The organism is Thermostichus sp. MS-CIW-34, from assembly GCF_054060435.1.
This window is the reverse complement of sequence record NZ_JBSSDE010000003.1, coordinates 60,867-86,772: the sequence shown is the minus strand read 5'-3', so window position 1 is coordinate 86,772 and position 25,906 is coordinate 60,867. Positions and strand designations below refer to the sequence as shown.

At 59.0% G+C, this 25,906-nt stretch carries 21 protein-coding genes and 1 pseudogene; 11 read left to right on the top strand and 11 right to left on the bottom strand.

The features are described 5' to 3' along the window. Positions 1-185 precede the first annotated feature (185 nt). The 4 genes from ACVWYY_RS01925 to ACVWYY_RS01910 all read right to left on the bottom strand — a co-directional run bounded on the left by ACVWYY_RS01925 (position 186) and on the right by ACVWYY_RS01910 (position 4,124). Entirely contained in the window at positions 186-713 is a 528-nt protein-coding gene (locus tag ACVWYY_RS01925) for a low amplitude/bright protein LabA (RefSeq protein WP_011431737.1), read from the bottom strand. 149 nt (positions 714-862) lie between these two features. Then, entirely contained in the window at positions 863-1,849 is a 987-nt protein-coding gene (glyQ, locus tag ACVWYY_RS01920) for a glycine--tRNA ligase subunit alpha (RefSeq protein WP_414328660.1), read from the bottom strand. Between the two features lie 52 nt (positions 1,850-1,901). Next, positions 1,902-2,666, bottom strand: a complete 765-nt coding sequence (locus ACVWYY_RS01915) for a proteasome-type protease (RefSeq protein ID WP_011431739.1) — start codon at positions 2,664-2,666, stop codon at positions 1,902-1,904. Between the two features lie 48 nt (positions 2,667-2,714). After that, positions 2,715-4,124: a DUF697 domain-containing protein gene (locus tag ACVWYY_RS01910; protein ID WP_414356311.1), complete on the bottom strand. Its 1,410-nt coding sequence runs from the start codon at positions 4,122-4,124 to the stop codon at positions 2,715-2,717. Between the two features lie 231 nt (positions 4,125-4,355). Here ACVWYY_RS01910 and ACVWYY_RS01905 point away from each other — a divergent pair, with 231 nt between their 5' ends. The 7 genes and pseudogenes from ACVWYY_RS01905 (at position 4,356) to ACVWYY_RS01875 (ending at position 13,154) form a co-directional block, all read left to right on the top strand. Further along, the gene (locus tag ACVWYY_RS01905; RefSeq protein ID WP_414328853.1) at positions 4,356-4,640 is read left to right on the top strand and encodes a DUF427 domain-containing protein; all 285 of its coding nucleotides are present in this window, start codon (positions 4,356-4,358) and stop codon (positions 4,638-4,640) included. 58 nt (positions 4,641-4,698) lie between these two features. Then, complete coding sequence (locus ACVWYY_RS01900; protein ID WP_414380455.1) at positions 4,699-5,283, top strand: TolB family protein; 585 nt, start codon at positions 4,699-4,701, stop codon at positions 5,281-5,283. Between the two features lie 49 nt (positions 5,284-5,332). Next, on the top strand, positions 5,333-6,508 hold the full coding sequence (locus tag ACVWYY_RS01895; protein ID WP_457439432.1) for an LL-diaminopimelate aminotransferase: 1,176 nt from the start codon (positions 5,333-5,335) through the stop codon (positions 6,506-6,508). Between the two features lie 112 nt (positions 6,509-6,620). Then, complete coding sequence (locus ACVWYY_RS01890) at positions 6,621-7,364, top strand: hypothetical protein (RefSeq protein WP_457439430.1); 744 nt, start codon at positions 6,621-6,623, stop codon at positions 7,362-7,364. 247 nt (positions 7,365-7,611) lie between these two features. Continuing rightward, positions 7,612-8,925 (top strand): histidinol dehydrogenase, encoded by a 1,314-nt coding sequence (hisD, locus tag ACVWYY_RS01885; RefSeq protein WP_414343017.1) that lies wholly within the window; start codon positions 7,612-7,614, stop codon positions 8,923-8,925. 201 nt (positions 8,926-9,126) lie between these two features. Next, positions 9,127-10,412, top strand: a pseudogene (locus tag ACVWYY_RS01880) (RNA-guided endonuclease InsQ/TnpB family protein). Positions 10,413-10,742: 330 nt separating this feature from the next. After that, the gene (locus ACVWYY_RS01875; RefSeq protein WP_457439428.1) at positions 10,743-13,154 is read left to right on the top strand and encodes a glycoside hydrolase family 10 protein; all 2,412 of its coding nucleotides are present in this window, start codon (positions 10,743-10,745) and stop codon (positions 13,152-13,154) included. Positions 13,155-13,220: 66 nt separating this feature from the next. Here the strand turns inward: ACVWYY_RS01875 and ACVWYY_RS01870 are convergent, their stop codons facing one another. Further along, on the bottom strand, positions 13,221-13,634 hold the full coding sequence (locus ACVWYY_RS01870; protein WP_011431749.1) for a hypothetical protein: 414 nt from the start codon (positions 13,632-13,634) through the stop codon (positions 13,221-13,223). A 147-nt stretch (positions 13,635-13,781) separates the two neighbouring features. Here ACVWYY_RS01870 and ACVWYY_RS01865 point away from each other — a divergent pair, with 147 nt between their 5' ends. Next, a complete protein-coding gene (locus tag ACVWYY_RS01865; protein WP_457402805.1) occupies positions 13,782-14,381 on the top strand; it encodes a pseudouridine synthase in 600 nt (199 codons plus the stop codon). Between the two features lie 278 nt (positions 14,382-14,659). Here the strand turns inward: ACVWYY_RS01865 and ACVWYY_RS01860 are convergent, their stop codons facing one another. The 5 genes from ACVWYY_RS01860 to ccsB all read right to left on the bottom strand — a co-directional run bounded on the left by ACVWYY_RS01860 (position 14,660) and on the right by ccsB (position 21,162). Beyond that, on the bottom strand, positions 14,660-16,009 hold the full coding sequence (locus ACVWYY_RS01860) for an adenylosuccinate synthase (protein ID WP_414332548.1): 1,350 nt from the start codon (positions 16,007-16,009) through the stop codon (positions 14,660-14,662). Positions 16,010-16,220: 211 nt separating this feature from the next. Beyond that, positions 16,221-17,720 (bottom strand): S41 family peptidase, encoded by a 1,500-nt coding sequence (locus tag ACVWYY_RS01855; RefSeq protein ID WP_457402803.1) that lies wholly within the window; start codon positions 17,718-17,720, stop codon positions 16,221-16,223. A gap of 165 nt (positions 17,721-17,885) precedes the next feature. Further along, positions 17,886-19,565 (bottom strand): trigger factor, encoded by a 1,680-nt coding sequence (tig, locus tag ACVWYY_RS01850; protein ID WP_457439426.1) that lies wholly within the window; start codon positions 19,563-19,565, stop codon positions 17,886-17,888. 76 nt (positions 19,566-19,641) lie between these two features. Continuing rightward, complete coding sequence (locus ACVWYY_RS01845; protein WP_414384315.1) at positions 19,642-20,025, bottom strand: lipopolysaccharide assembly protein LapA domain-containing protein; 384 nt, start codon at positions 20,023-20,025, stop codon at positions 19,642-19,644. An 84-nt stretch (positions 20,026-20,109) separates the two neighbouring features. Then, a complete protein-coding gene (gene ccsB, locus ACVWYY_RS01840) occupies positions 20,110-21,162 on the bottom strand; it encodes a c-type cytochrome biogenesis protein CcsB (protein WP_457388776.1) in 1,053 nt (350 codons plus the stop codon). A 204-nt stretch (positions 21,163-21,366) separates the two neighbouring features. Between ccsB and ACVWYY_RS01835 the strand changes: the two genes are divergently transcribed. Further along, positions 21,367-22,887 carry a hypothetical protein gene (locus tag ACVWYY_RS01835; RefSeq protein WP_457439423.1) on the top strand — a complete coding sequence of 507 codons (1,521 nt, stop codon included), beginning with the start codon at positions 21,367-21,369 and terminating at the stop codon, positions 22,885-22,887. A gap of 256 nt (positions 22,888-23,143) precedes the next feature. On the opposite strand, the gene ACVWYY_RS01830 is transcribed toward ACVWYY_RS01835, so the two are convergent. Continuing rightward, complete coding sequence (locus ACVWYY_RS01830; protein ID WP_457388773.1) at positions 23,144-24,298, bottom strand: AI-2E family transporter; 1,155 nt, start codon at positions 24,296-24,298, stop codon at positions 23,144-23,146. A gap of 124 nt (positions 24,299-24,422) precedes the next feature. On the opposite strand from ACVWYY_RS01830, the gene xseA reads away from it, so the two are divergent. After that, on the top strand, positions 24,423-25,652 hold the full coding sequence (xseA, locus tag ACVWYY_RS01825) for an exodeoxyribonuclease VII large subunit (RefSeq protein ID WP_457439462.1): 1,230 nt from the start codon (positions 24,423-24,425) through the stop codon (positions 25,650-25,652). After that, on the top strand, positions 25,633-25,869 hold the full coding sequence (gene xseB / locus ACVWYY_RS01820; protein ID WP_414357481.1) for an exodeoxyribonuclease VII small subunit: 237 nt from the start codon (positions 25,633-25,635) through the stop codon (positions 25,867-25,869). Before xseA ends, xseB begins: the two co-directional genes overlap by 20 nt. Positions 25,870-25,906 lie beyond the last annotated feature (37 nt).

Sequence of the window (25,906 nt, the reverse complement as noted above, 5' to 3'; positions counted from 1 at the left end):
ACAGCTCCTTTCCGGCAGCGCTGACTAGAGCCGGTACAACAGACGTGCCGCTTGTGTGGCAGGGATGGGATCCGTGAAGATGGAAAAAGCCAGAACGAACTTAGGCGGTGTTGTCGCCAGCTCGCCAGGAGGCTATGGGTCTGACCCGACGGCAGAGGAAGCAGTCCAGAACCCTGCCCAAAGCACTACTTGTCTAACTTCTCAATGTAGGGGCGAATGTCATTGAGGTCGATGTAGCGGTCGGTGGCGTTGCGCAGCTCGCGGGCGATCATCCCTTCGGTGGAGACAACTGTAATCAGCGTGTTTTTGGAACGCAACAGCTCGACGGCCCGCTCAAAATCTCCATCGCCGCTAAATAGAATGATCCTATCGTACTGGCCAACGGTGTTGAACATATCGATTACTATTTCGATATCCAGATTTGCTTTTTGGGAGTACCGACCGGAGTCTTCATCTCGATATTCTTTGAGGATCTTGGTGCGCACAGTGAAGCCCATGCTGATCAGAGCGTCTCGAAAGGCCCTCTGATCATGGGGATCCTTGATGCCGGTGTACCAAAATGCGTTGACCAATTCAACATTTGGCTGTGATCTAACAAAATAATCCAACACCCGGCGTGGGTCAAAAAACCAGCCATTTTTCTGTTGAGCATAAAACATATTATTGCCATCAATAAAGATGGAAACCCGAGTGACGGGATGATGGTAAAACATAAAGCTTTTCCGAAAAAGTAAGGTGAACTGGTCAGAAAAAGAGGATGAAAACGAGGTCACTGACTTTCCACAAGAGCCATTTGGGCAGCCAGCACCTTGCTGACACCAATCTCTTATCATAGCCAAAGGTGGGATCCCTTTCTCAAGAATTAACTCTGGGGAGAGGCACCCCTGTAAACCAAAGCGGGTTCCGGTTGCCGCAGGGCATAGCTGGATCCCGGTCGATCGGCTTGGCTAACGTACAGCTCCGCCAATTGTCGAGCCAGGTTACGGATGCGCCCAATGTAGAGGGTGCGCTCGGCTACAGCAATGACACCACGAGCGTCGAGCAGGTTAAAGGTGTGGGAGCACTTGAGCACATAGTCGTAGGCGGGCAGGAGCAGAGACACGGCCAACCGATCCGGCAACACCTGTTTCTGCAGTTTCTGTTGGGTGGTTTCGATCAAACGCTTGGCCTCGGCTTCGTAGAGCCGGAACAATTCCAGTAGCATCTCCGGATCGGAATACTCGAAGTTGTAATAAGATTGCTCGACCTCATTTTGGAAATAGATTTGTCCATAGGTAATCCGTCCCAGAGAAGGATGCTCATTCCAGCAGAGATCGAAAACCGAATCCACCCCCTGCAGATACATGGCCAGGCGCTCTAGCCCATAGGTAATTTCTACAGAAACCGGGCGACAATCTTGTCCGCCCACCTGCTGAAAGTAGGTGAACTGGGTTACTTCCATGCCGTCCAGCCACACTTCCCAGCCCACGCCCCAAGCCCCCAAGGTGGGAGATTCCCAGTCATCTTCCACAAAGCGAACATCGTGTTCTGCCGGGTTCACGCCCAAAGCTTGCAGGCTATTTAGGTACACATCTTGAATGTCATCGGGGGAGGGCTTGATCAACACTTGGTATTGAAAATAGTGCTGCAGGCGATTGGGGTTTTGACCGTAGCGTCCATCGGTGGGGCGGCGACAGGGTTCGACATAGGCCACTCGCCAGGGATCCGGCCCCAAGGCGCGCAAAAACGTGTGGGGGCTCATGGTGCCGGCGCCTTTTTCCAGGTCGTAGGGTTGTAGGATCAAGCAGCCCTGCTCCCCCCAAAACTGTTGCAGGCGAAAGATCAAGTCTTGAAAGGTGTGGGCTGACATGGCAGGGGTTGGGCAGAGATGGATTAACCCCTATCCTACCAATCTCCTCTTCTCAGTCGAGCAGCTCTTCCCGATCAGCTGGATCCGAGTAGTCCCACTCGATGGGGGGCATTTGGTCGAAGGCTTGTTTGAGGGCGCTCTCCCACAGTTTGCGCATCTTGGCCAGGTAGGGATCCCCGGTGCGCAGGCGCAGACGGTGGGTGACCTTGAACTGATCCGCTTGCACCATCACCAAATCGATGGGGGGGCCGACGGAGATGTTGGATTTCATGGTGGAGTCGATGGAGAGGAGAGCGCATTTGGCCGCATCTGCTAGCGAGGTTTCGTAGGAGAGGGTGCGATCCAAGATTGGCTTGCCGTATTTGGTTTCCCCCACCTGCAAAAAAGGGGTTTCCGGGGTGGCCTGGATGCAGTTGCCCTGGCTGTAGATCAAAAAGAGGGCCGGCTCCTCGCCTCGGATCTGTCCCCCCAACAACAGGCTGCACTGGGCGTCGATACCGTCCTTTTCCAGCCAGGGTCGGTCTTGCTCCTGGATGTAACGAATTTTGGATCCCAGGTAGCGGGCCACGTCGTAGAGATGGGGGAAGGTGTGGAGATTGGAACTTTCCTGTTGGCGCAGATCCCGCTGCACTTCGGTCAAAACGCCCTGGGTGATGGACAGGTTGCCGGAGGTGCAGATCAAGATCACCCGCTCTTCGGGCACGGAAAAATCGAACAGCTTTTGGTAGGTGGAGACGTAGTCCACCCCGGCGTTGGTGCGGGAATCTGCCGCCATCACCAAGCCAAAGCGGGTGATGATGCCAAGGCAGTAGGTCATGCGAACGATGCGGCTCGGCTCTCTGATGGTAGAGGCGATTGTAGAGGTTCAGGGGAAAGCAAATCCGATTTTGTGGCGGATTTCCTCTCGCAGGCGGGCGGTAATCGAGGCTTCGTCCAAATCGGCCAAAATCTGGGCTATGGCGGCTTTGGGCCCCTCTGGCCCCCAACTGGCTCCCTGGGCCAGGTAGCGGCGGGCGGACTCGCCGATGGCATAGCAGGAAAACCCGGCCAACACCGCCTGCGTCAGGGCCACGGAACCGTAGGCTCCCAGAGAGAATCCCCCCAGCAAGGTTTTCAGGGATCCCAGGCCCAACAGCGCCACCCACTCGCCGGCGCCCAGGCTGAGCATGCTGAGGATGATCTTCTGCAGCAGTTGTGTGGCTCCTGCAGTGCTCATGGGCCAGCCGTACAGGCGGGCCAGGCGCAGGATCAGGGTGACATCGATGGCCAGCCCTCCCAAGGTATCGAGCAGGGTGATGGGGTTGAGGGCAACCGCTAGCGCTTTGGTGCGGGCGGCTGAGGCGATCAGATCTTGGGCTTGCTGGGCACGGGTTTGCAGCTTGCGCTCGATCACCTGCTGGTTAACGCGATCGGCAAACAAGAGGGCATTCAAGGCCAGCAGCGAGCGCCCCTCCCGATGCAGCACTTCCAGGATTTTCAGGCGCAGCTCGTCCACCTGCGGGGATCCCACTTCCATTTGGGCAGCAAAGCTCCCATCCGGCCTTTGCACCAGGCGGGGTACGCGAGGGGAGGCCGCCACCATGACGATCTCGTCGGGGGAAAGGAGCTGCCGCACCCGTTCGTTGCGGATCTTGTCGTAGATGGCCTGGCGATCCGCCTCTGGGTACTGGTCGATCTTGTTGAACACCAGCAGCATGGGCTTGCCCGCCTCCCGCAGGGTGGCCAGGGCCTCAAACTCCACCCGCGTCAGATCCCCGCAGACGACAAACAGGATCAAATCCGCCCGCTGCGCCACTTCTCGGGCCAGCCGCGCCCGCTCTTCGCCGTCTACTTCATCCAGGCCGGGAGTGTCGATCAGCTCCAGACGGGATCCCTGCCAATGGGCAACCTGCACCGACTGCACCGAGGAAGGGGGGAGGCGGGATCCCTGCAGGGATGTGCCAGAGAAGGAGGACTGGGGGCGGGTTTCCCAGCTGATGTTCCAAGTTGCCGCTTGCTGGGTACGGGTGATGCCATGGGTGGGCCCCGTCTCAAAGACTGGCTCGCCCAGCAGGGCATTGAGCAGGGAAGACTTGCCTCGCCCCACCAGACCAAAGGCGGCGATGTGGATGACCTCGGTTTCCAGCTTGTCCAAGAGCGCTTGCAAGCTCTCCAACTCCCCTTCTAAGCCCGCGACCTCTTGGGGGCGCAGATCCAGTTGGGCCACCCACTGGCGCAGGCTGCGCTTGGCTTGTTGGTAGTTGAGGTCATCTTGTAGGGTGTTGCGGCGAGCCATAGCCGTAGCGCTCAATAGCGGTAGGAAGCAGCCCTTAAAAGACTCCACTTTGCTCTCGGGATCGGCAGGCTTCCCCACCGGACAGAGAGCTTCTCATCGGACAATACAAGGGACAATACAAGACGATCATAGGAGGAAGGGAAGAGCTAAGCTCAAAGCAAGGCGGCCTCAGCCGCAGGGATCTGCAACTCAAAAATCCGATATCCAAAACTTGGCAAGAGGAGGTTTTCCATGCCCAGGGCCATCTGGAATGGGGTAGTGGTGGCGGAGACAGACCGCTACGAAACCGTAGAAGGCAACATCTATTTTCCGCCGGAATCTCTGCGCCGGGAATACTTCCAGCCCAGCTCTACCCACACCACCTGCCCCTGGAAGGGGGAGGCCAGCTACTACACCCTCGTGGTCAACGGCCAGGAGAACAAAGATGCCGCCTGGTACTACCCGGATCCCAAACCCGCTGCGGCCAACATCCGGGGCTATGTGGCCTTCTGGAAGGGTGTCAAGGTGGAGCCCTAGCCGGAGCCGAGTTTGTCAACCGGCTATGATGGGAAGAGTGGGTTGGAGAGGCGATGCCATGCTGACCAATGGCCGGATCCTGTTTGGCGCGGCCCGGTGGGCGAGAAAGCTGGGCCTGGCCGGATTGAGCTTGGTGCTGTTGGGCTGCAGCCCTGCAGGTTTTCGCACCCCGCGTCCCAGCCTGACCAACAGTGGCCTCAACAGCATCTTCCCCGATGGGGAGCCTGCTTTCAACGGAGATGGCCGCTACCTGGTGTTTTCCTCGGCCCGCAGCGGCAGCCAGGATATTTTTCTCTACGACACGGTGGAACGTCGCTTGGTGGATCTGCCCGGCCTCAACTCCAGCGACGTGGCGGCTACCTCGCCCGACATCAGCGCTGATGGCCGCTACATCGTCTACGTGTCCAATGCTCTGGGCAAGTCTGAGATTTTTCTCTACGACCGCGAAACCCGCAGGATAGAAAACATCAGCAGCCGGGTGCCAGGAGATGTGCGCAACCCCACCATCAGCGGCGATGGCCGGTTTATCGCTTTTGAGAGCAACGGCCAAGGACAGTGGCACATCGAGATTTTCGACCGGGGGCCGGCGGCCAGCACGCGTCCAACCTCACCTTCTTCCCCCACTTCTGGCGACAATCCCTGAGGGGATCCTCAAGCTAGGATAGACCCCCCTGCTTTGCAAGAGTTGTTGCATGTCGATTCCCCTCGCCCAGCGACTTCAGCCCCTCGGCGGCAATGTGTTTGACCAAATGGATCGAGCCAAGCGAGAGGCTCGTCGCTCTGGCCTGGATGTGATCGATCTGTCTCTGGGATCCTCCGATCTGCCCCCACCTTCAGACTCCTTGGCGGCCATCCAATCGGCTCTGTCGGATCCCTCTACCTATGGCTACACGCTGTTTCACGACACGGCGGACTTTCGGTCTGCCTGCGCCAAGTGGTACATGGGGAAGTTCGGCCTGGAGATCGATCCGGAAACAGAGGTGCTGCCGTTGATCGGATCCCAGCAGGGAACGGCCCTCTTGCCCCTGGCCCTGCTCAACCCCGGCGATGTTGCTTTGGTTGCGGATCCGGCCTATCCCTCTCACGTGGGCGGGATCCATCTGGCGGGCGGGATCCCCTACTACCTGCCCCTGCGGGCGGAAAACCGCTTCTTGCCCCGCTGGGATCGGATCCCGGAGGCAATCTGCCGGCAGGCACGGTTGCTGGTGCTGAACTACCCCCACAACCCCACCACTGCCACCGTCACCCCGGAGTTTTGGCAAGAAACCCTGCAGTTTTGTCAGCAGTACGACATCGTTCTGGCCCACGATTTTCCCTATGTGGACTGGCGTTTCGACGGCCAGGTAGCCCCTTCCGCGCTGCAGGCGGATCCCGATAAAACCCGCACCATCGAGTTTTTTTCTCTTTCCAAGTCCTATCACATGGGAGGGTTCCGGGTGGCCTACGCCATTGGCAGCCGAGAGCTGATCCGAGCCCTGCGATGGGTGAAATCCACCATCGACTTCCATCAGTACCAGGGCATTCTGCGGGGGGCAGCAGCGGCTTTGGCAGTTCCCGATAGTTTTTTGGAGCGCTGGCGGCAGGTGTACCGAGAGCGACGGGATATAGCTGTGGCGGCTCTACACCGCATCGGTTGGCCTGTGCCTTTGCCGGAGGCCACCATGTATCTGTGGGCGCCTCTGCCGGAGTTTTATCGCGGCTCTTCTGCCCAGTTTTGTCTGGACTTGGTGAGAGCCACAGGGGTTGCCCTGTCTCCGGGTTCTGGCTTTGGCCCCAGTGGGGAAGGCTATGTCCGCTTTGCTTTGGTGGTCGAGGGATCCCGTCTGGAGGAGGCGGTGGGACGGATCGAGGCGTTTTTGTCCCAGTGAATTTCCTAAATCCCAAAATCGAGCATCCACCTCTCGCAACTGCGGTTGGTTGTGCTCGTCCATCCTCGGGCAATCTAAGTCAGGATAAGAGTGTTACCCAAGTTGAGTGGGCATGGAGAAGGAAACGCTCGACAGTTTTTTGTCCATCCGCGGGGTGATGGGGGTGGCGCTCTTGAGTCGGACAGGTCGCCCTTTTTTCTACCGCTCTTTTCAGGATTTGGATAGCCGACAGCAACAGGCCCTCACCGAAGGGCTGTTTCAAGTTTTGCAGACCATGCCCCCAGGACTTGACTATTTTGATTTTCAGTTTGCCGAGCAGCGGGTCTTCGTTTACCCCCTCGGGCCGGAATGGGCGCTGCTGGTGGCGGTGAATGACGAGCTGGTGATGCCGGTTTACACCTTGGCCGTGAACCGCCTGCGAGCCGAGCTGCAGCAGGATACGCCAAAGGGCTTGGCCACCTTTCGTCTATTTACCAGCCAGGCGGAGGCAGGCCGGAACGCTACCCAGCCCAGTTCCGCTCCTGCGGCGGGCCCGCGCATGGAGATGGATGTCTTCGTGCAATCTCTGAACCGTCTCTGCCAGATGACAACCGGCTATTTGGGCAAGGCGGTGATCGTCAACTATTGGAAGGCAGCACGGCAGGAAGTGGTGGAACGCCAGGGATCCAAAGCAGAATGGCTGAACCAGTTCGAGATCGAGCGCAGCGGCCAGATCCACTACCGGGGATCCCTCAAGGAACTGGACGAATCTCAGCAAAGGGTGCTACGGGATTGGGTGCTGGCTTTTTTCCGTCGCTGTGAAGAGGTAATCCACGATTTTCGCAACTTGATCAAATCGACAGAACTGGGCCTATGAAAAAGGGGCAGGCTTTTTCCTAAGTAGGGCTATCGGCGAACTCTACCCGGCTCTTGGTCGAGGAAAATCCAGGCTAAGCTATGACCATGATCAACCCGGATCGCGCCAGGTGCAGACAAGATCCCTGCCTGGGGATGTCCCTTCTTGTCGCCGCAAGCCGACCCAGCGAAAGATCCGCTTTGCTACCGCGATGCCGCCGGATCCCTCGTTAGTATGGGGTTACGGCGCGCTATGCGAAGGAGTTGCCATGCTGAGAATCGTCACCCAGCTAGCCGAGGCTGAAGCCGAGCTTAGACGGATCTCGGAGCGCACTCAGGCTGACCAGAACCTGCACCGTGAAGCAACCGTGCGGGAGATCCTGCAAGCGGTACGCCGTCAGGGGGATCGTGCCCTGCTGGCCTATACGGCTGAGTTTGACCAGGTGGAGCTGAGCGTTGCCGAACTGAAGGTGTCTGGGGCCGAGCTGGAGGCGGCTTACCAGGCGGTGTCTCCGCAATTGCTTTCAGCCTTACGGCTGGCCAAGCAGCGCATTGAGGCTTTTCACCGGCAGCGGGTGCCCAGCAGTTGGGTAAGCTTTCCCGGCCCTGAGATCGTCTTGGGCAAGCAATACCGCCCTGTGGATCGCGCCGGCCTCTACATTCCGGGAGGGCGAGCCGCCTATCCCAGCACGGTGTTGATGAACGCCATCCCGGCCCAGGTGGCAGGGGTGCCCGAGATTGTGATGGTGACGCCACCGGGATCCGACGGCTCGGGGGGCAAGGGGATTAGCCCGGCCATTTTGGTGGCCGCCCAAGAAGTAGGCATCCACACCATCTATCGCGTTGGAGGGGCTCAGGCAATAGGGGCTTTGGCCTACGGCACCGAGACCATCCCCAAGGTGGACGTGATCACCGGCCCCGGCAACATCTACGTAACGTTGGCCAAAAAGCTGGTGTACGGCACGGTGGGGATCGACTCGCTGGCCGGGCCATCGGAGGTGTTGATCATCGCCGACGAGAGCGCCAACCCCCTTTATGTGGCTGCCGATTTGCTGGCCCAAGCCGAGCACGATCCCTTGGCGGCGGCCATCCTTCTGACCACCGATCTCCAGCTGGCCCAGCAGGTGCAGCAGGCGGTGGCCACCCAGATGGAGGCCCATCCCAACCGTCTGATGGTGGAAAAGTCGGTGGTGAACTACGGTCTGATTGCGGTGGTGCCGGATCTGACGGCGGCGGTGGCTTTGTCCAACCTGTTTGCACCAGAGCATTTGGAACTGCAGGTGGCAGATCCCTGGGCTTTGCTGGATCCCATTCGCCATGCGGGGGCCATTTTCTTGGGCCACCATACTCCGGAGGCGGTAGGAGATTACCTGGCTGGCCCCAACCATACCTTGCCCACCGCCGGTGCGGCCCGCTATGCCTCGGCTTTGGGGGTGGAAACTTTCCTAAAGCATTCCAGTCTGATTCAATACAGCTCAGCGGCTTTGCGGGAGGTGGCCAGCGCCATTCAGGCTCTCACACAAGCGGAAGGGTTGCCCGCCCACGGCCAGTCGGTACAGGTGCGGTTGGCGGAGGAGCGCTAATCAAGCCCTGGTCGCAGTTAGCTAGACCGCCGGGAAGCCCCACCCTCTGTTAGTGACTAGTGGCTGGTCACTATCCACTCACCACTATCCAGGGTGAGGGTCGGGATGAAAGGCGAGGACACGATGCTTCGTCCTTACTGGTGCTATGACCGGCGTAGCAGGATTTTATACGCTCATCATGAGAACTTTTATAAACTCATCATGAGAACTGCCTATCAATATCGCTTACGCCCTACCTCTAGCCAAGTTGCTCTAATGGAGCAATAGCTAGAGTTGTTGCGGAAGCACTATAACTATCGCTTGGCAGAGCGCTTTGCGTGGTGGGAACACAATCGCTGTGCTATCAATGCTTGTCCCTTAATCTGTCACTTGCCTGAGTTAAAAGACAATCCCGATTTCTACTCCCAGAAACGGGATTTGGTGAAGATGAAAGCCCTGTTTCCGGAGTACAGAGCAGTCCATTCGCAAGTCCTCCAGAACTGCATAGAGCGAGTGCACAAAGCATTCGACCGCTGGCTGAAGGGGGACGGTAACGGCAAGCGGGCAGGGAAACCCAGATTCAAGGGAGCTGGGCGGTATCGCTCCTTCAGTTTCCCCCCGATGAAACAAGACTGCATTTGCGGGCAGTTTATCCATCTGCCCAAAATCGGTGCTGTTCGGATAATTCAGCACCGTCCTTTGCCTGACGGTTTTGTCATCAAGACCGCTGCCATCAGCCGCAAGGCAGACGGGTGGTATGTGACCTTGAGCCTGCAAGATTCATCTGTCCCCGTATTTACCCCTGACCTGCCAACACTGGAGAACACCATAGGAATCGACATGGGACTGGACTCCTTTTTGGTGACCGATGCGGGGGAGTCTGTCCCAGTTCCCCAGTATTACCGCAGAGCCCAAAAGCGGTTAAAGAGACTGCAGCGGGCAGTGTCTCGCAAGAAGAAAGGGTCAAACCGCCTATGGCTAGTGACTAGTGGATAGTGACCAGTGGATAGTGAATAGTGACTATCCACTAACCACTATCTCAGCGCAAAGATTTTCATGACAAAACAGCGAACTGGCTGGTAAGCAAAGGCAAGCATATTGGGTACGAAGCCCTGAATATCAAAGGTGTTGCTAGAACCCGACTAGCAAAATCTACCTATGATGCTGGGTGGGGACAATTTCTGCGAATTCTGGCAGTCAAGGCTGAAAGAGCTGGGCTGAGGGCGATTGCAGTGAATCCCAACGGCAGCAGTCAAAACTGCTCTCGGTGTGGTCAAAGAGTACCGAAAGCGATTCAAGACAGGTGGCATTCTTGTTCCCATTGTGGGCTAGAACTAGAGCGCGACCACCATGCGGCCATCAACATCAAGCACAGGGCGGTGGGGCATCCCGTTCTTTTCGCGTCAGCGGGACGTAGTCCTCAAGCGCAGGAAATGTCCTTTTCGCGCCAGCGGCGCGGAGCGCTTTGCGTCAGCATGAGTGCGGGAGTATGTCACACTCCAAAATAAGCCCTATTTCTCAACCTGGACAAGCAACGGGATCCCTCGCCTGCCCTAGCGCCGCCTGGGGATTTCCCCCTTCCACTGGCAGGGATCCTCACCAACATCATTGTTGAATTGAATAATGTTGAATGGTCTGGGCAGGTGCAGGTTCATATCCGCGCTCCTGACGGATGGTCTTCAAAGAAAGGAGATCCAATGCTGTTGGCGGTTCGGTTCCCCAGTCCTTTGGCGGGACGGAGTCCTCAAGCAGGCTGGTCTGGGATGGTGAGGGATCGTTTCTGGGGCTTCATCTTAAGATTCTTCAAGCCCCTGGCAGTTTGTCTGGGTTTCCTCTGGGTGGGTCTGCTGGTTTGGACGGGATCCCCGGTTGCCCACGGCCAAAGCGCTGTCCCCGCTGCGGAGCACTTTCTGACGGTGGTACGCTTGCCAGGGCAGAACTGGGCCAATATCGAGCGGCAACTGCAGCAGAGCGGCCTCAGCTACCAGGTGATCGACGGGATCGAGCCAGCAGGTTTGCGGGGGCGCAGCACAGTCTTTTTGCCAAACGTGAATCGCCTAACCGTTGCTCAAGCCCATGCTCTCGCCGAATGGATGCAACAGGAAGGGGGTCAGTTGATCGTCAGCGGCCCGCTGGAAATCCCTGCTGAGGCACGGGATCCCTTACGCAGCCTGATTGGCGCCTACTGGAGCGGAGATATTCCTCTGGCCAGTGCTGTGCGCCTGACAGAGTTTGCTGAAGCATGGGCCCGCAGCGTTCAGGCGGCCGATCGCGCCAGCGGTGCGGAGCACTTTGTGGTTGCCGGGGGAGCCCTCTTGCCCACCGGCCCGGAAAGTCGTCTGGTGGCCGTCTGGGAAGAGGTGGACATGGGGGACAATGCCTATGCGGTGATTGCCAGCCGCCAGAGTGTGTACCTGGGTTGGCGTTGGGGGGAGTTTCCCGAGGAGACGGCGCAGTTGGATCGGGAGTGGTTGCAAGCGGCTCTGCGCCGGGCCCAAGGCCGTTTCGCTGCCCTCAGACAGGCTGCTGCCACCCCATCCCCTTTGCCAGCGGTGCGGAGCACCATCAACACCCTGGAGTTGCTGGCCATGCGCCAAGAGCTGGGGAGCTTGCTGGGTCGGGTAGAGGGATCCCTGTTGCTGGCTCGGGCCACTCAAGGGGGGGTAGAAGCAGCCGAGTACAAGCCCATTTTGGAGCAAGCCCGCAGCGTGTTGCAACAGCTACCGGCCTGGGTGGAGGCAGGGCAATACGAGCAGGCGCGGCAGGCTTTTGAACAAGCACGGGCGGATCTGTGGGCCCACTACCCGGTGGATCGGTTGACGGCTTTGTCTGAGGTACGGGCCATTTGGCTGGATCGGAGCACCATTGTCGAGGCAGGCTCTGAGGCAGGGCTGGCTCAGATTTTCGATCGCCTGGCTCAGGCTGGCCTCAACACCGTCTTTTTCGAGACGATGAATGCTGGCTTTGCCATTCATCCCAGCCGCGTCGCCCCCCAACAGAACCCCCTCACCCGTGGCTGGGATCCCTTGCGGGCGGCGGTGCGCTTGGCTCATGAGCGGGGCCTCGAATTGCACGCTTGGATTTGGACTCTTGCGGTGGGCAACACCCGCCACAATCTGCTGCCGGAGATCAACTTGCCCCAAGACTACATCGGCCCGGTGCTGACGGCTCACCCCGATTGGGCCAATCTGGACAATCGTGGCCGTCTGTTCCCGCGCGGGCAGCCGGAAACCTGGCTAGACCCAGCCAATCCGCAGGTGCGCAGCTATCTCCTGGCTCTTACCCGCGAGCTAGTGCAAGACTACCAGGTAGACGGAATCCACCTGGACTACATCCGCTATCCCTTCCAAAACGCTGCCAGCCGCCAGGTGTTTGGCTTCGGTCGGGCCGCTCGTCAGGGGTTTCAGCAGTTGTCCGGCGTCGATCCGCTGGAGTTGGATCCCTTGAGGGATCGCTCCCTCTGGCAGTTGTGGACCCGCTACCGCACCCAGCAGGTGAACGAGGTGGTGGAGGCCATTGCCCGCACCGCCCGCTCCCTCAACCCGCGCGTGATCCTCTCGGCAGCTGTCTATGCTCTGCCCAAGCAGGAGCGCCTGCAAAGGCTGCAGCAGAACTGGGAAGAGTGGATCCAGGCAGGGGAGCTGGATCTGTTGATCCCCCTCACCTATGCGGGCAATACACGGCGTTTGGCGCAACTGGTGCAGCCCAATTTGGAAATTGTCAGCCGCTTCTCCACCCTCTTCGTCCCCAGCCTTAATTTGTTGAACTTGCCGCCCGTCGAGTTCTTGGATCAACTGCAGGTGGTGCGGGATTTGCCCACCGGGGGGTTTGCTTTATTCTCGGTGCGGCAGCTTACCCCAGAGCTGGAAGCCATCCTCAGGTCCTCCGCCATTGCCTCGACTCGCATTCCCTATCGGGATCCCTTTGGGGCTGTTCGGGATCGCTTCCAGGCGCTGCGGCAGGAGTGGATGTTTTTGCTCGAGCAGAAACGGTTGGGGTTGTGGGAGCACAGCCAATGGATGGAGCAAATAGAGCGGGTGCAGGGATCCCTGGCGGCCTTGGCAGCGGATCCCACCCCGGAAGCCCTGGAACAAGCCCGTCAGCAACTGGGCAACTTGAAAACCAATCTTGCCACTTGGATGCGGCTGGAATCTCTGCGCAACCCCTATCGAGTTCAAGTTTGGGGCAACCGTCTCGCGGCTTTGGAGATGATGCTGCGCTACGGAGAGCAAACCCTGATGAGGGCATGAAGCTCCCCTCTTGCGGGATGGGGATCCCATCTATCCCCAGAACTTCCCCAGAACCGAAAAAAACTGTTATGGGGTATCTTTCGGCATTTCCTCTGCGGGGTCAGGCCCTGTATCCGGCTCCTTGGGGAGAGCAGAGTCCTCAGGGCTGGGCAAGGACTCTGTCCTGCTGGCGCGAACCGCTTCCGGGGAGGTTTCTGGCTCCTCGTCATCGCTACGCGACGCTTCTGGGAACCCGTCAGCAGTGTGTGGCGCTGAAGCGGGCTGAGCAGCAACAGGTTCAGGAGCAGAAGGAGGAGGTGCAGCTGGGATCCCGGCTTCTTCTGCAGGAACAACCGCAGGTGGCTGAGCAGCTTCTTTTTCCTTTTGCTGTTCGTAGCGGCGACGTTTGTTGCCCTCATCCACCAGCACGTACACCAGGCTGAGGAGAGAGAGCCCTGCTGTTCCAACCAAAACCCAGAGTAAGTTGTTGTCTATGGTCATGGGTTGAGCTCCGTCAAACGCTGCTGGCGATGGAGGGATATTGCTCCTTAAGGCTTGATCTTACCGTTGAAGCCGCTCTGCCAAATCTTTCTGCCAAATCTTAAAGATTGGAAAGGTTGGGTTCACAGTTTTGTTGTTTTGTGTGTCATGCGCTATCTCAAGTTCTACAAGCCCTATGGCGTGCTCACCCAATTCACCGATCGAGAGGGACGGCCCACCCTCCAGTCTTTTATCCCGGTGCCCAGGGTTTATCCGGTGGGGCGACTGGATCGCGACAGCGAAGGGCTGCTCCTGCTGACCGATGATGGTCGCCTCAATGCCCGCTTGATCGACCCCAAGTTCGGCCATGAGCGCATCTACTGGGTTCAGGTGGAAGGGATCCCCACCCCCCAAGCCCTGCAACAGCTGCAACAGGGGCTGATCATCCAAGGGCGAAAAACGCGCCCGGCCCAGGTCAAAGTCTTGGCTGAGGAACCCACCCTGCCGCCACGGGATCCCCCCATCCGCTTTCGCCGCTCCATCCCCACCACCTGGCTGGAACTGACGCTGCGGGAGGGTCGCAATCGCCAGGTGCGCCGCATGACTGCCGCCGTTGGGATCCCAACTTTGCGGTTGGTTCGGGTTGGACTGGGGCCCCTCTCTCTGGCGGGGCTTGCTCCCGGCCAGTGGCAAGATCTCAGCGAGGCAGAACTGGCCCAACTGCGGCAATATTGTTTTTCTCAAACCATTAGAGTCATTTCAAGTTAGATTAAGACGCTTCCTATTCGCTCGGCAGTGAGGAGCTGGGAAGCAAGACAACGGAACAGTTTTATTCCCTCTTAAATGACTATAAACTAGGACACTGCATCCACACCTAAGACGTTGAACGCACAGGGCCGGAAGGCTTTTCTCCGTAGCTTAGGCGTTTCACCCTAACCTGAAATGACCATAACTTAACTCACATTGATCATTACTGAGCATTTGATCACTACATTGTTAATGATTGCCCTATGATTGCCCTTGTTCCCAATTGCTCTTGAGCCCACTCAGTCGGGCATGAGGGCGTGGACGCGCTTGCCACCATTGGGATAGAGAAGGGCACGTTTGGGGCCGTGGATGGGATCCTCGACGATAATCGTCTGGTCGCGGCTGGCCCCCAGAGAAACAATGGCAATCGGCACCTGCATCAACTGTGCCAAAAACTTCAGGTAATCATGGGCTTCGGGGGGCAAGTCTTGGATGGAGCGGCAATCTTTGGTGGAACATTTCCAGCCCGGCAGGGTTTCGTAGATGGGTTTGCACTGGGCGAAAACCCGGGCATCGCTGGGAAAGTGACGAATTTCCCGCCCCTGGTACTCGTAGGCCACGCACACCTTGATCTCATCCAAGCCATCCAGCACATCCAGTTTGGTGATGGCCAGGCAGTCTAGGCCATTGATTCGCACCGCGTAGCGCCCAATTACCCCGTCAAACCAGCCGCAGCGCCGTTGTCGCCCTGTGGTGGTGCCAAATTCAGCACCGGTTGCCCCCAGGTACGCCCCGATCTCGTCTTTGAGCTCGGTGGGGAAAGGGCCTTCGCCAACGCGGGTGGTGTAGGCTTTGGCCACCCCGATCACCCGGTCAATGCTGGTGGGGCCGATCCCAGCGCCAATACAAGCGCCACCGGCAATGGGATGGGAGGAGGTGACGTAGGGGTAGGTGCCGTAGTCGAGATCCAACAGGGTGCCTTGAGCCCCTTCAAACAGGATGTTCTCCCGATCTTCGATGGCTTGGGTGAGAAGCAGAGCAGCGTCGGTAACATAGGGGCGCAGCCGCTCGGCATAGGCCAGGTATTGCTCGATAATTGGCTCGGGATCCAGGGGGGGCAGATTATAGATCTTCTCCAGCAAGACATTTTTGTAGGGAATGGCCCAACTGAGGCGCTCCCGCAGCTGGTCAGGGTACATCAAGTCCACGACGCGAATGCCCATGCGCTCGGCCTTGTCGGCATAGGTGGGGCCAATGCCCCGGCCGGTGGTGCCCAGCCGGTAAATGCCACGCCGCTCCTCTTCTGCGATGTCAATAACCCGGTGGTAGGGCAGGGTGACGTGGGCCGTTTCGGCAATGAACAGGTTGTCGGTGGAAATGCCCAATTGATGCAGTTGGTCGATCTCGGCCAGCAGAACCTCGGGATCGATCACCGTGCCGCTGGCGATGATGCAGCGTTTGTCGGGGTAGAGAATGCCAGAGGGGATCAAGTGTAGCTTGAAGGTTTGGCCCCCCACCACCAGGGTATGCCCTGCATTCACCCCACCTTGATAGCGGACGACCACATGAGCCTTTTCACTGAGGAGGTCGGTGATCTTCCCTTTTCCTTCATCGCCCCACTGGGCACCGACAACCACGACGTTTGCCAAGAGCTTCTCCTACAGTCCGTAGATGGCACAAAAAATCCCCTTTGCGGGGGTTGCTGCACTAATCTACCGCATCGCTCCGGGCGATGTTGAGAGATCAGGACAAAAAGATTAACAATCGATTAACTTTTCTCCGGCAGGGGACAACGTGGAGATGGGCGGGATCCCCGAACCCTCTGGCAAGCCAACAGAGATTCCCCAGTTGCCCTCGCCTTCAGCTCCCCGGCTTGAACAGGCCAATGGCCGTGACCTGGTTGGATCCCACCTCAAAGGCAAAGGCCAGGCCCAGGGCATCGTAGTTGACGTAGTAGCGGTCGTCGCGCAGATATTCTCGGCTTCCCTTGGGATAGGGTACCACCTCGTTGTAGCCGTTCTCGCCGGGCCCGCCGTAAACGGCGATCACTTCCGAATAGGTGGAGCCGATGCGGATCCCTTCGCCGGTCATGGCTTCCGGGTGGGTTGTGTAGATGCGGTTGGCGAAAAAGCTATCCACAATGCCCGGATGACGGTAGGTGAAGAGGATGTAGTCTTGTAGGTAAAAGATCTTCAGGTCGCTGTTGGGCTGAAACACATTAGCTCCGGAGGCTGCTGGGATCTGATCGACATTGCCCAGCAGGTGGGTATCCACGTTGCGGGTATCCATGCCCAGCTCAAAGCGACCGACTCGACCCTCTTGCACCAGCACTGTAGGCCGTGGGGGCAGGGCAGGTCGCCGGGGGGGCAAGGCCAGCGCTTGCAGGCCGGCATTCAGCCAAGCATTGTCATCTCCTTCCACGGTCTGCAAGGGCACCAGACCCCGCTCCAAAGAGCGACCATCCCCTGTTTTCCAGGTGGCCACGGCCAGTTCCACCGCCGCGCTGGAGGGAAGGGCAAAGAAGCGGGTTTGTCGTTCGCTGCCCTGGGTGGGCTGCCCCAAAATGAGGGTGCTGCCGCTGGCTCCCAACTGGGCAGCCAAGAGGGTGGCCCCCTGGCGGGTGTTACCATCCACCAGAACGGCCAACGGGATCCCGGCGGCAATGGGCAGATTTTCGCTGTTCCAGAGGGTGGGCTGCCCGAATCGGTCTTCGGTAATCAGCAGCGGCTGGACGGAGCGGGGCAAAAACAGGCGCGCCACATCGGCCACCACTTGGGGGTCGTAGCCCACCGAGCCGCGCAGGTCGAGGACAATGCCCTGGCTGTAGTCTTGGGTGTAGAGGGTTTGGCGGATCTGCTGAGCCGTGGCTGGGGTGAGATCCGGCACTGCCAAATAAACCTGGCGCGGGCCGATCCCGCGGGCTTGTACGGGAGGACGGGGACGGTTGAGCAAGTCCTTGAAAGCTTGCGGATCCCAGAAACGATCGGCGGGATCCCCATACTCCCGCAGGATCTCTTGAATGAACTCGTACTCCACCTCAATGGGGGGGCGGGGATCCCCGTAGCTTCGGGCCAACAGGCGGGTGTAGAGGTCGTTGTAACTAACCGCAGCAGCTTGGCTGCCCGCCCCCCAAGACTCGTTGATGAACAATCCCACCAGATGGCGGAGATCCAGCCCGACCGGCTCACGGGGAGGCGAAGGGGCTGCCGGGATCCCTGGATCGGGAAACGAACCTTGGGGATCCGAGGGCATGATGGGCACAGGAGGCAAGGCCGATTGGCCCACAGCGCTGCCGGGCGAGATCCCGGCGATCAGGGTGAGGATCCCCCAAGCCCCAAGTACGCGCGCAAATCCCTTCATGGCAGCCTGCCCTCTTGCAGATGTTGCGAATAGGATAAACCCTAAACGCTCCCCTTTGCCACTGCCAGCAGTGGTAGATATCTATTTTTTGCGACTTGGAACACTAGGGGCTGCGCCCCCTTGCTTTTGAAGGAAATGCCCTCAGCCAGAAAATCCCCAGCGCATTCACTTGCCTTTTTTGTCCTTTTTGCTCGGCTTGGGCTTTTCTGCTGCTGGGATCTCTGTAGCGGTCTCTGCCGCTTTCTCCTCAACTGGGAGCGTTGCCTCTGCCGCAGAGGCTGAGACGGTTTCAGCAGGGGATGCTTCTACAGCCTTTTCTGTAGCTGGCTCGGCTTCCGCAGCTGCAGCTTCTCCATCCGTTTCCGCCCCCGTAGCCGTCTCTGATGAGGATTCAATTGCCTCAGGGATCCCAGATACCTCTGCTTCTGGCCCATCGGCCTCAAACTCGGCCTCTGGCACTTCAACCTTCTCCTCCGAGCCTGCCAAAGAAGTGGGCGCCTGGGTTGGATTCCCCTCGCTATCGACCCAGTTGACCGTGGTCTGAGACTTCAGCCAAGCCATCACCTTGTTGGTCAGCAAGCTTTCATAGACGGCTTGGCGTACTCGGCGTACTCGTTCCCGATCCAGCTTTTGGCCTTGCTGGGCATAGGCCGCCATCACCTCTTCCACCTCCACGTCCAACTCCGTGGAACCTACGGCAATTTGCTCTTGCCGAACGATGGCACTCAGGGCCAAGGTGCGCCGCAGCCGGTCGATGGCTTCGGGTCGGTGGCGCTCTTTCAACTGGTTAAGGGTTTCGGGAGGCAACTCGGACAAGAACTTACGGAGCTCCCCCGGCTTGATGCCTTCCTGCCGCAGGGCCTGGAGACTCTGGGCCAGCAGTTGTGTCGTTTCTTGTTCGATGAGGGTTTCCGGCAAATCCACCTCAGTAGTCTCCAAGATGGCGTTGAGGATGGCGGTTTCCAGGTTCTCCTCAGATTGTGCCAGGGCATCCTGTTCAAGGCGCTTTTGCAAGTGCTCCCGCAGTTCGGCCACCGTTTGAAAGCTGCTGATCTCTTGCACAAAGGCATCGTCCAATTCGGGCAGCTCTTTGGCCTTGATCTCCCTCAGGCAGACAGTGAAGGTAACCGTTTTCCCGGCCAACTCTTTTCTGAAGTAGTCGTCGGGGAAGGTGGCTGCGATCTCCTTGGTTTCGTCGAGCTGCATGCCCACGATGCCCGCCACAAAACCGGGGATGAAGTTGTCTTCCTTGAGTTCCAGCTGGAAGTCCTGGGTGGTCATCTCGTCGAGGGGATTGCCTTCTGCATCGCGGGCTGCAAAATCGATCACCACCACATCCCCCAACTGAGCAGGCCGATCTTCTACCGGCAAGAGGGTGGCCCGCTGATCCCGCCATCGGTCGATGAGCTGGTCAATTTGCTCAGGCTTGACGTCAACACGGGTTGCCGTAACGGTCAGCCCTTTGTATTGGCCAACGCGGGCTTCGGGGTACACCTCAACATATCCTGAGAAGCTGAAGTCTGCTTCGGGGTTGAACTGAGCCAAGAGCTGACCCACCTCATCATCCAGCTCGAACCGGCTAATGGGAGTGAGCCGAGCTTCCTTGAAAGCCTGTTGAATGGCCTCGCTGATCAGGTCATCCACAGCACTGGCCAGGATGCGCTCGCGGCCCACCTGCCGCACAACAAGATTGCGGGGGGCCTTGCCCTTGCGGAATCCCGGAATTTGGATATTCTGCTCCAGTTGACGCAAGGTTTTTTCGTAGGAGCGCTTCACCCGGTCGGCTTCTACCACGATTTTGAGACCGACCCGGCTGCCAGGGCGTTTTTCTTGGATAACCTGCATAGGAAGTATGAGCTAGGGAGAGGGGCAAGTAGAAGTTCAATTCTACCTCAACGGCCTGTGGGTCAACCTGGGGATTTTAGGCAGGGGATCCCTCGGTGGCCACTTCTTTCACATCCTGGATGTCCTCTTGGGGTTCGGCACGCTTGCTGGGAGGCAGTTGCTTCACTTTGGCTTCCAGCTCCACCACCATTTCCTTGAGTTCGGTGATGGTGACCTCCTTCTCCTGCAGTTGCCGATTTTTTTCCCGGGCTTCGATGCTGAACTGTACGCGCATCCAGAGGCTATACAGCCAGGCGAGGGCGGCCCCAATCCCAGCAGCAGCCAGAAGTTCCATCACCAGAGGGCTTTCGATGCTGACGCCAGGGGCAAAAGTAACCGTGACCGGGGTGGCGTTTTGCATGGCAAAGAGGGCAATGGCCAGGAGGGCTGAAAACAAGATCAGGTAGTTGAACAGTCGCATCGTTTTTCTCCTCGAAGGGATCCACTACGGCTTGCCAGCACCAGAATACCCATAAACTCGGGCCGGTTTTTGAGAAAAATTCCCTCAGAAAAACCAGCCATAACTGTGTAAGCCTTTGCCCAGAAAGTTGACCCCCAGGTAACATACCCAAACCACTCCAAAACCCAAGCTGGCCAAGAGGGCGGGGCGTCTGCCTTGCCAGCCTTTGGTGATGCGGGCGTGCAAATAGGCGGCAAAGACCAACCAGGTAATTAAAGCCCAGGTTTCTTTCGGATCCCAGCTCCAGTAGGTACCCCAGGCTTCGTTGGCCCAAACGGCGCCGGCAATAATGCCGATGGTGAGCAGGGGGAACCCCAGCCCGATCAGCCGGTAGCTGGTGTTGTCCAAGATTTCTGCCAGGCTCAGCCGTTGCCAGGGGATCCCTTCGGGGGCCGGTTGGGGGGGGAGTTCAGCGGACGAGGGGGCAGGACGGGGGGAGCGGAGGCCGGCGTAGGCCAGTTCTGAAGCCGGGGAAGGCAGGGTGGCTTCCGCCCATTCGGGATGGGTTTGGGGTTGGGGAGGGCGAAATTGCAGGCCGAGGGAGTTGCCCTTGAGATGCACTTCCTGACCGCGGGTGACGATGAGAAAGCTGATGGAGAGAAGGGATCCCACCAGCAGCGCCGCGTAGGCCAGCAACATCACAGTCACATGCATCATCAGCCAGTTGGATTGCAAAGCCGGCACGAGGGGCTGGGCCACCTGCATATCTTCCGGCAGCACCAAGGCAGCAAAGGCTACGATCCCGGTTACAACTGGGGCAGTCATGACCCCCACCCAGCGGCTGCGGCTCCAGTGGAGGGCCAGCAGGTGCAAAGCGGTGATCCCCCAGGCCAGGAAAAACAAAGACTCGTACAGATTACTCAAGGGGAAGTAGCCTGCATCGATCCAGCGGGCCGTCAACAGGGCGGCCATCGTCAAGTTTGCCCCGATCATCCCCGCTAGGCCCAATTCGGCCAAAAGCTGCACCTGGGGAAAAGCTGCCCCGCCCCAGTAAAACAGCATGGCCCCCAGAGAAATGGCAAACGCCACGTTGTTGAGCAGAGCTTGCCACTGGGCCAGATCCATGCCCGCAAGAGCTGTTATCGCCAACAGAGCCATACACGACCTCAAAAGTGTCTCCGACCCGGCTTGAGCCAGGCCAGTTGATCCCATTCTAGGGCGGGGGAAGGGATCTTCCCCAAAGGACACATGCTGGTAATGTGGGGATGGCTTGTCTGCGGCTCGGCAGGATACAAAGAGCATTGGGATGTAAGGCTCATGCAAGAACACGCCGGAAATGCCAGGTTGAGAAGGTGGGGGTTGTTGAGATGGTGGATCTGTCTGTTGGCCCTGTTGGCCGCCCTCGTTTTGGCCTCTTGTGGGGGATCCCCGCCTAAACCCCCGCAGGAACAGCTTCCCCAGCTAGAGCGCGTGCCGGTTCCCCCGGAGATTGCCAAGCTGGATGCCCATTTGCAGTATTGTCGCCCGCAAGTTCAGATCCTCAGCCCCAAGCCAGGTGAGGTGTTGTCAGAGCGGCAGGTAACCGTTCGCTTCGCGGTGCAAGGGTATCCGCTTTTCCAAGATCCGCAATTGGGTCTCGGCCCTCATCTGCACGTGGTGCTGGACAACCGGCCCTACATCGCCCATTACGATGCCGATGCTCCCCTCGTTTTCAAGGATTTGGAGCCGGGATCCCATACTCTGCGGGTGTTTGCCGGCAAACCCTGGCACGAGAGCTTCAAAAACTCTGAAGCCTATGCCCAGGTTAGCTTTCACGTGTTAGCTCCCACCCCTGAGTACGTACCACAGCCGCAACTGCCCCTGCTCACCTACAACCGCCCCACAGGCAGCTACGGGGCCGAGCCAATCTTGGTGGATTTCTGGCTGGCCAATGCCCCGGTGCGGGAGAGCCTGTTGAGTGACTTGCCACGGGATTGGCGGATCCGCTACACCCTCAACGGCCAATCCGGCCTGCTGGATCGCTGGGAGTCTTTTTATCTGAAGGGCTTCAGGCCCGGTCGCAATGTGATGGTGCTGGAACTGGTGGACAGCAAAGGGGATCCCATCCGCAATGTGTTCAACAGCGCCGCCCGCGAGATCACCTACACCCCTGGCGGCCAAGACACCCTCTCCAAGCTGGTTCGGGGGGAGCTAAAAGCCGAAGAGGCCCTCGCCATTGTGCAGCCGCAGCCCACACCCACGCCGACTCCGGAACCCACGCCCACCCCAACGCTGACGCCCACCCCGACTCCAACACCAAGTCCGACCCCCACACCTACACCGACTCCGGAACCCACGCCCACTCCTACTCCGACGCCAACGCCAACTCCGACACCCACGCCCACTCCTACTCCGACGCCAACACCAACTCCGACACCCACGCCCACTCCTACTCCGACGCCAACACCAACTCCGACACCCACGCCCACTCCTACTCCGACGCCAACGCCAACTCCGACACCCACGCCCACTCCTACTCCGACGCCAACACCCAGCCCGACGCCCACACCCACACCCACTCCGACTCCAACGCCAGAGGCGACGCCCACGCTTGCACCTCGTCGCCAGCCGCGCTTTCAACTGGGCCGCCCCCGTCCGACACCAGAGGGGATCCCGGCTGTTCCAACGCCACCGCCCGTGGTGGCCACTCCTGAACCTGAGCTTACGCCTGAGCCCAGCCCAGAGCCCTCTCCGCAAGCTGTGCCCACTTCAACTCCCCAGCCTGTGGCTACGCCTTTGCCGCGCGTGACCCCTATCCCTTTCCAGGAGCGGCGGGTGCGACAGCAGGGGTTGCGGCTTTTCCCGCCGGGACTCCACAGTCCAACCTTGCCAGGTGAGCGATAGCGGGACAGAATCCTTGGTTGACAGAATGCCCTTCGCACAGCGGGCCGTGGGCCTCACTGTTTCCCCGATGCCGCTCTGCCTGGGTGCGCAGTTGCCAGTTGTCGCGTTCTCACACCGGTCAAGCGCGAGGAGCGTGGAGCGACGGGAAAGAATCCCCCGACTCTAGCCGTGGGGAGAACGTCGATTCCTGCCCAATGGAAGGGCCGGTCGTGTGGCTAAGCTGATGGGGTTGAGCCAAGTCAGGAGCATTGCCCCCTCAACCTTCTCGCACCGATTGCGGTCGCGGAATGGGATCCTGGTTTTCCGCCTGGGTGGAGCTTTGGATCCCGTTCTCTCCACTTTCCAACCTGAGCAAGGGCCGCAATCGGGATCCCTGCCAGGGATCCAGGACATCCCGAATTAGCACCTCCTGAATCCACACCTGCAGGATTGCCGCCAAAGGCACGGCCAGGAACAGGCCCAGCACCCCAAAGAAAAAGGCTGAAGTAACTTGAGCTACTAGGGTTAGGGCGGGCAGGAGCGACACCTGTCGGGACATAACGATGGGGGTGAAGACGCTGCTTTCCAACTGCTGGATCAGGATATACAGCCCCAGCACTGCCAAGGACTTCCAAGGGGCATCCGTGAGGGCTACCAGCATGGGGGCCACCACGCTTAAGGTGGGGCCGATATTGGGGATGAAGTTGAACAATCCCGCCAGCACCGCATTGGCCAAGATCAGGGGCACCCCCAAAATCCACAGCCCGATCCCACTCAGCAGCATCACCAAGGTGCTGGTAAACAGGATCCCCATCAGCCACCCTCGCAGCGCCAGCTCACAGCGCTTGAGGATGTAGCGAATGCGGGGACGGTAAAAGGCCGGGAAAACCGAGACAAAAGCGCGACTGTAGGCTTGGGGATCCGCCAACAACAAAATGGTGAGGATGATTACAAACAATAGGTTGAGCAGGGTGCCAAAAAAGGCAGTGAAGGACTCGGAGAAAAAGTCGCGCACCTGTCGCACCAACTCGGTGGCCTGGGGCACCAAGCTATTGGCCAATTCCCGCAGCGTCGGCAGCTCAATATCCGTCGGCAAAGAGAGAATCAAGCTCTCGAACAGCCGCTGCGCTTGCACGATCCCGGCGGGCACCCCATCGGTAAACAGCCGCCGCAACTGCTCCGCCAGGGGGGGCACCACGATTAGCCCCACCAAGATCGCGGCCACCAAAACCGTCAAACTGGTGATGACAATTGAGGGGCCACGCCGAAAGCCGTAGCGCTGTGGGATCTGGGCCAAGGTATCCAATGCTACTGCCAACACAATGGCCGCGAACACCAACAGCAGGATCTGCCGGATCTGCCAAAGCAGAACTAGCAGGCCCAACAGCGCCCCTAGCCCCAGCCACTGGGCGAAGGTCACCCGCCAGCTCACCTCCTCTCTCGCCCGGTTGTCGCCTATTCTAGATGGGATCCCGACAAGTCCCATCGCTATTCGAGAACCCTGGATGCGCGATCCTGTCCCTTCAGAAGTGACTTTAGCCGCCCGCAGCAGTGGGATGGAGTTTTTGCTCACGGATGAAGCTCCCCTGCTCTCAGTGGGGGGAGTGTCCCGTTATTTGAAATCGCTGCTGGCCGGGGATCCCTACTTGGTCAGGCTGTGGGTGAGCGGGGAAGTCTCCAGTTGCCAGCGCAACCGCAATGGCCACCTGTTCTTGACCCTAGTCGATCCGGAAACCGGTGACGTTCTCAAGGGGGTGGTCTGGCAGGGCCAAACTTCCCGGCTCAGCTTCTGGCCGGAAGTGGGGCAACAGGTGCTTGCCCTTGGGCAACTTGGCATCTATAGCGGCGGCAGCCATTATCGCCTCGTCATCTGGCAATTGCTGCCTGCCGGGGAAGGGCTGTTGGCGTTGCGATTTCAACAGCTCAAGGCCCGCCTCAGTGCTGAGGGCTTGTTCGATAATCAACGACCTCTGCCTGTTCATCCCCAGTGCATTGCCGTCGTTAGTTCCCCCCACGCTGCCGGCTGGGGAGATATTCGGCGCACCCTCAACCAGCGCTACCCCGGGCTACGGGTGCTGTTCTCCCCAGCTCAAGTGCAAGGGGAGGCGGCCCCGGAATCAATTGTGCGGGCCATTCGCCGGGTGGAACAGGATGGGCGGGCGGAAGTGCTTCTTTTGGCGCGGGGCGGTGGAGCCAGCGAAGATTTGGCCTGTTTTAACGATGAGCGGGTGGTGCGAGCCATTGCCGAATGTCGGATCCCGGTGGTCACCGGGATTGGCCACCAGCGGGATGAAACCCTGGCTGACTACGCTGCCGACTACGCCGCCCATACCCCAACGGCAGCTGCCGAGCGGATCGTGCCGGATCTGGGGGAATTGCAGCGTCAGGGATCCCAGTTGCGCCAGAAGTTGATCGAACGCACTCGCCAAGCTTTGGAAAGGGCCCAGCAGCGTTTGCAGCAGGCCCAACACCACCTGGCTTACGTGCATCCAGAGCGGCTGTTGCAACAGGCCCAGGAGCGCTTGACCCAGCGCCAACATCGCCTGCTCCAAGCCGTGCGCCATCGCCTCCAGCAACACCAACAGCACCAACAGGCCCTACAAGATCGCCTCCAAGCGCTCGATCCCGAAGCCATTCTGAAACGGGGCTATGCCTTGGTGCGAGATGAAGAGGGATCCCTGATCCGCACCCATCGCCTGCCTCCCCAAACCCGCCTGATGATACAACTGGCCTCGGGAAGCCTATGGGTACGAGTAGAGGAGAGCCATGAGCCGCCGCAAACGTGAGGAGCCGTGGCGCTATGAAGCAGCCATTGCCGAGGTGGAAACTTTGATTGCCCAGATTGAATCGGGGGAACTGGATCTGGCGGAAGTGGTGGAGCGCTTTCAACAGGCCGCCCAAACCCTGAAAACCTGCGCGGACTTTTTAGAGCAAAAGCGGCAGCAGGTGGAGATCATCATCGAGCAATTGGGCCAAGAGGAAGAAGACTCGCAGGCGTTCTAGGGATCCCACCTGATCATTCCCCCTGCACTGCTGTCGC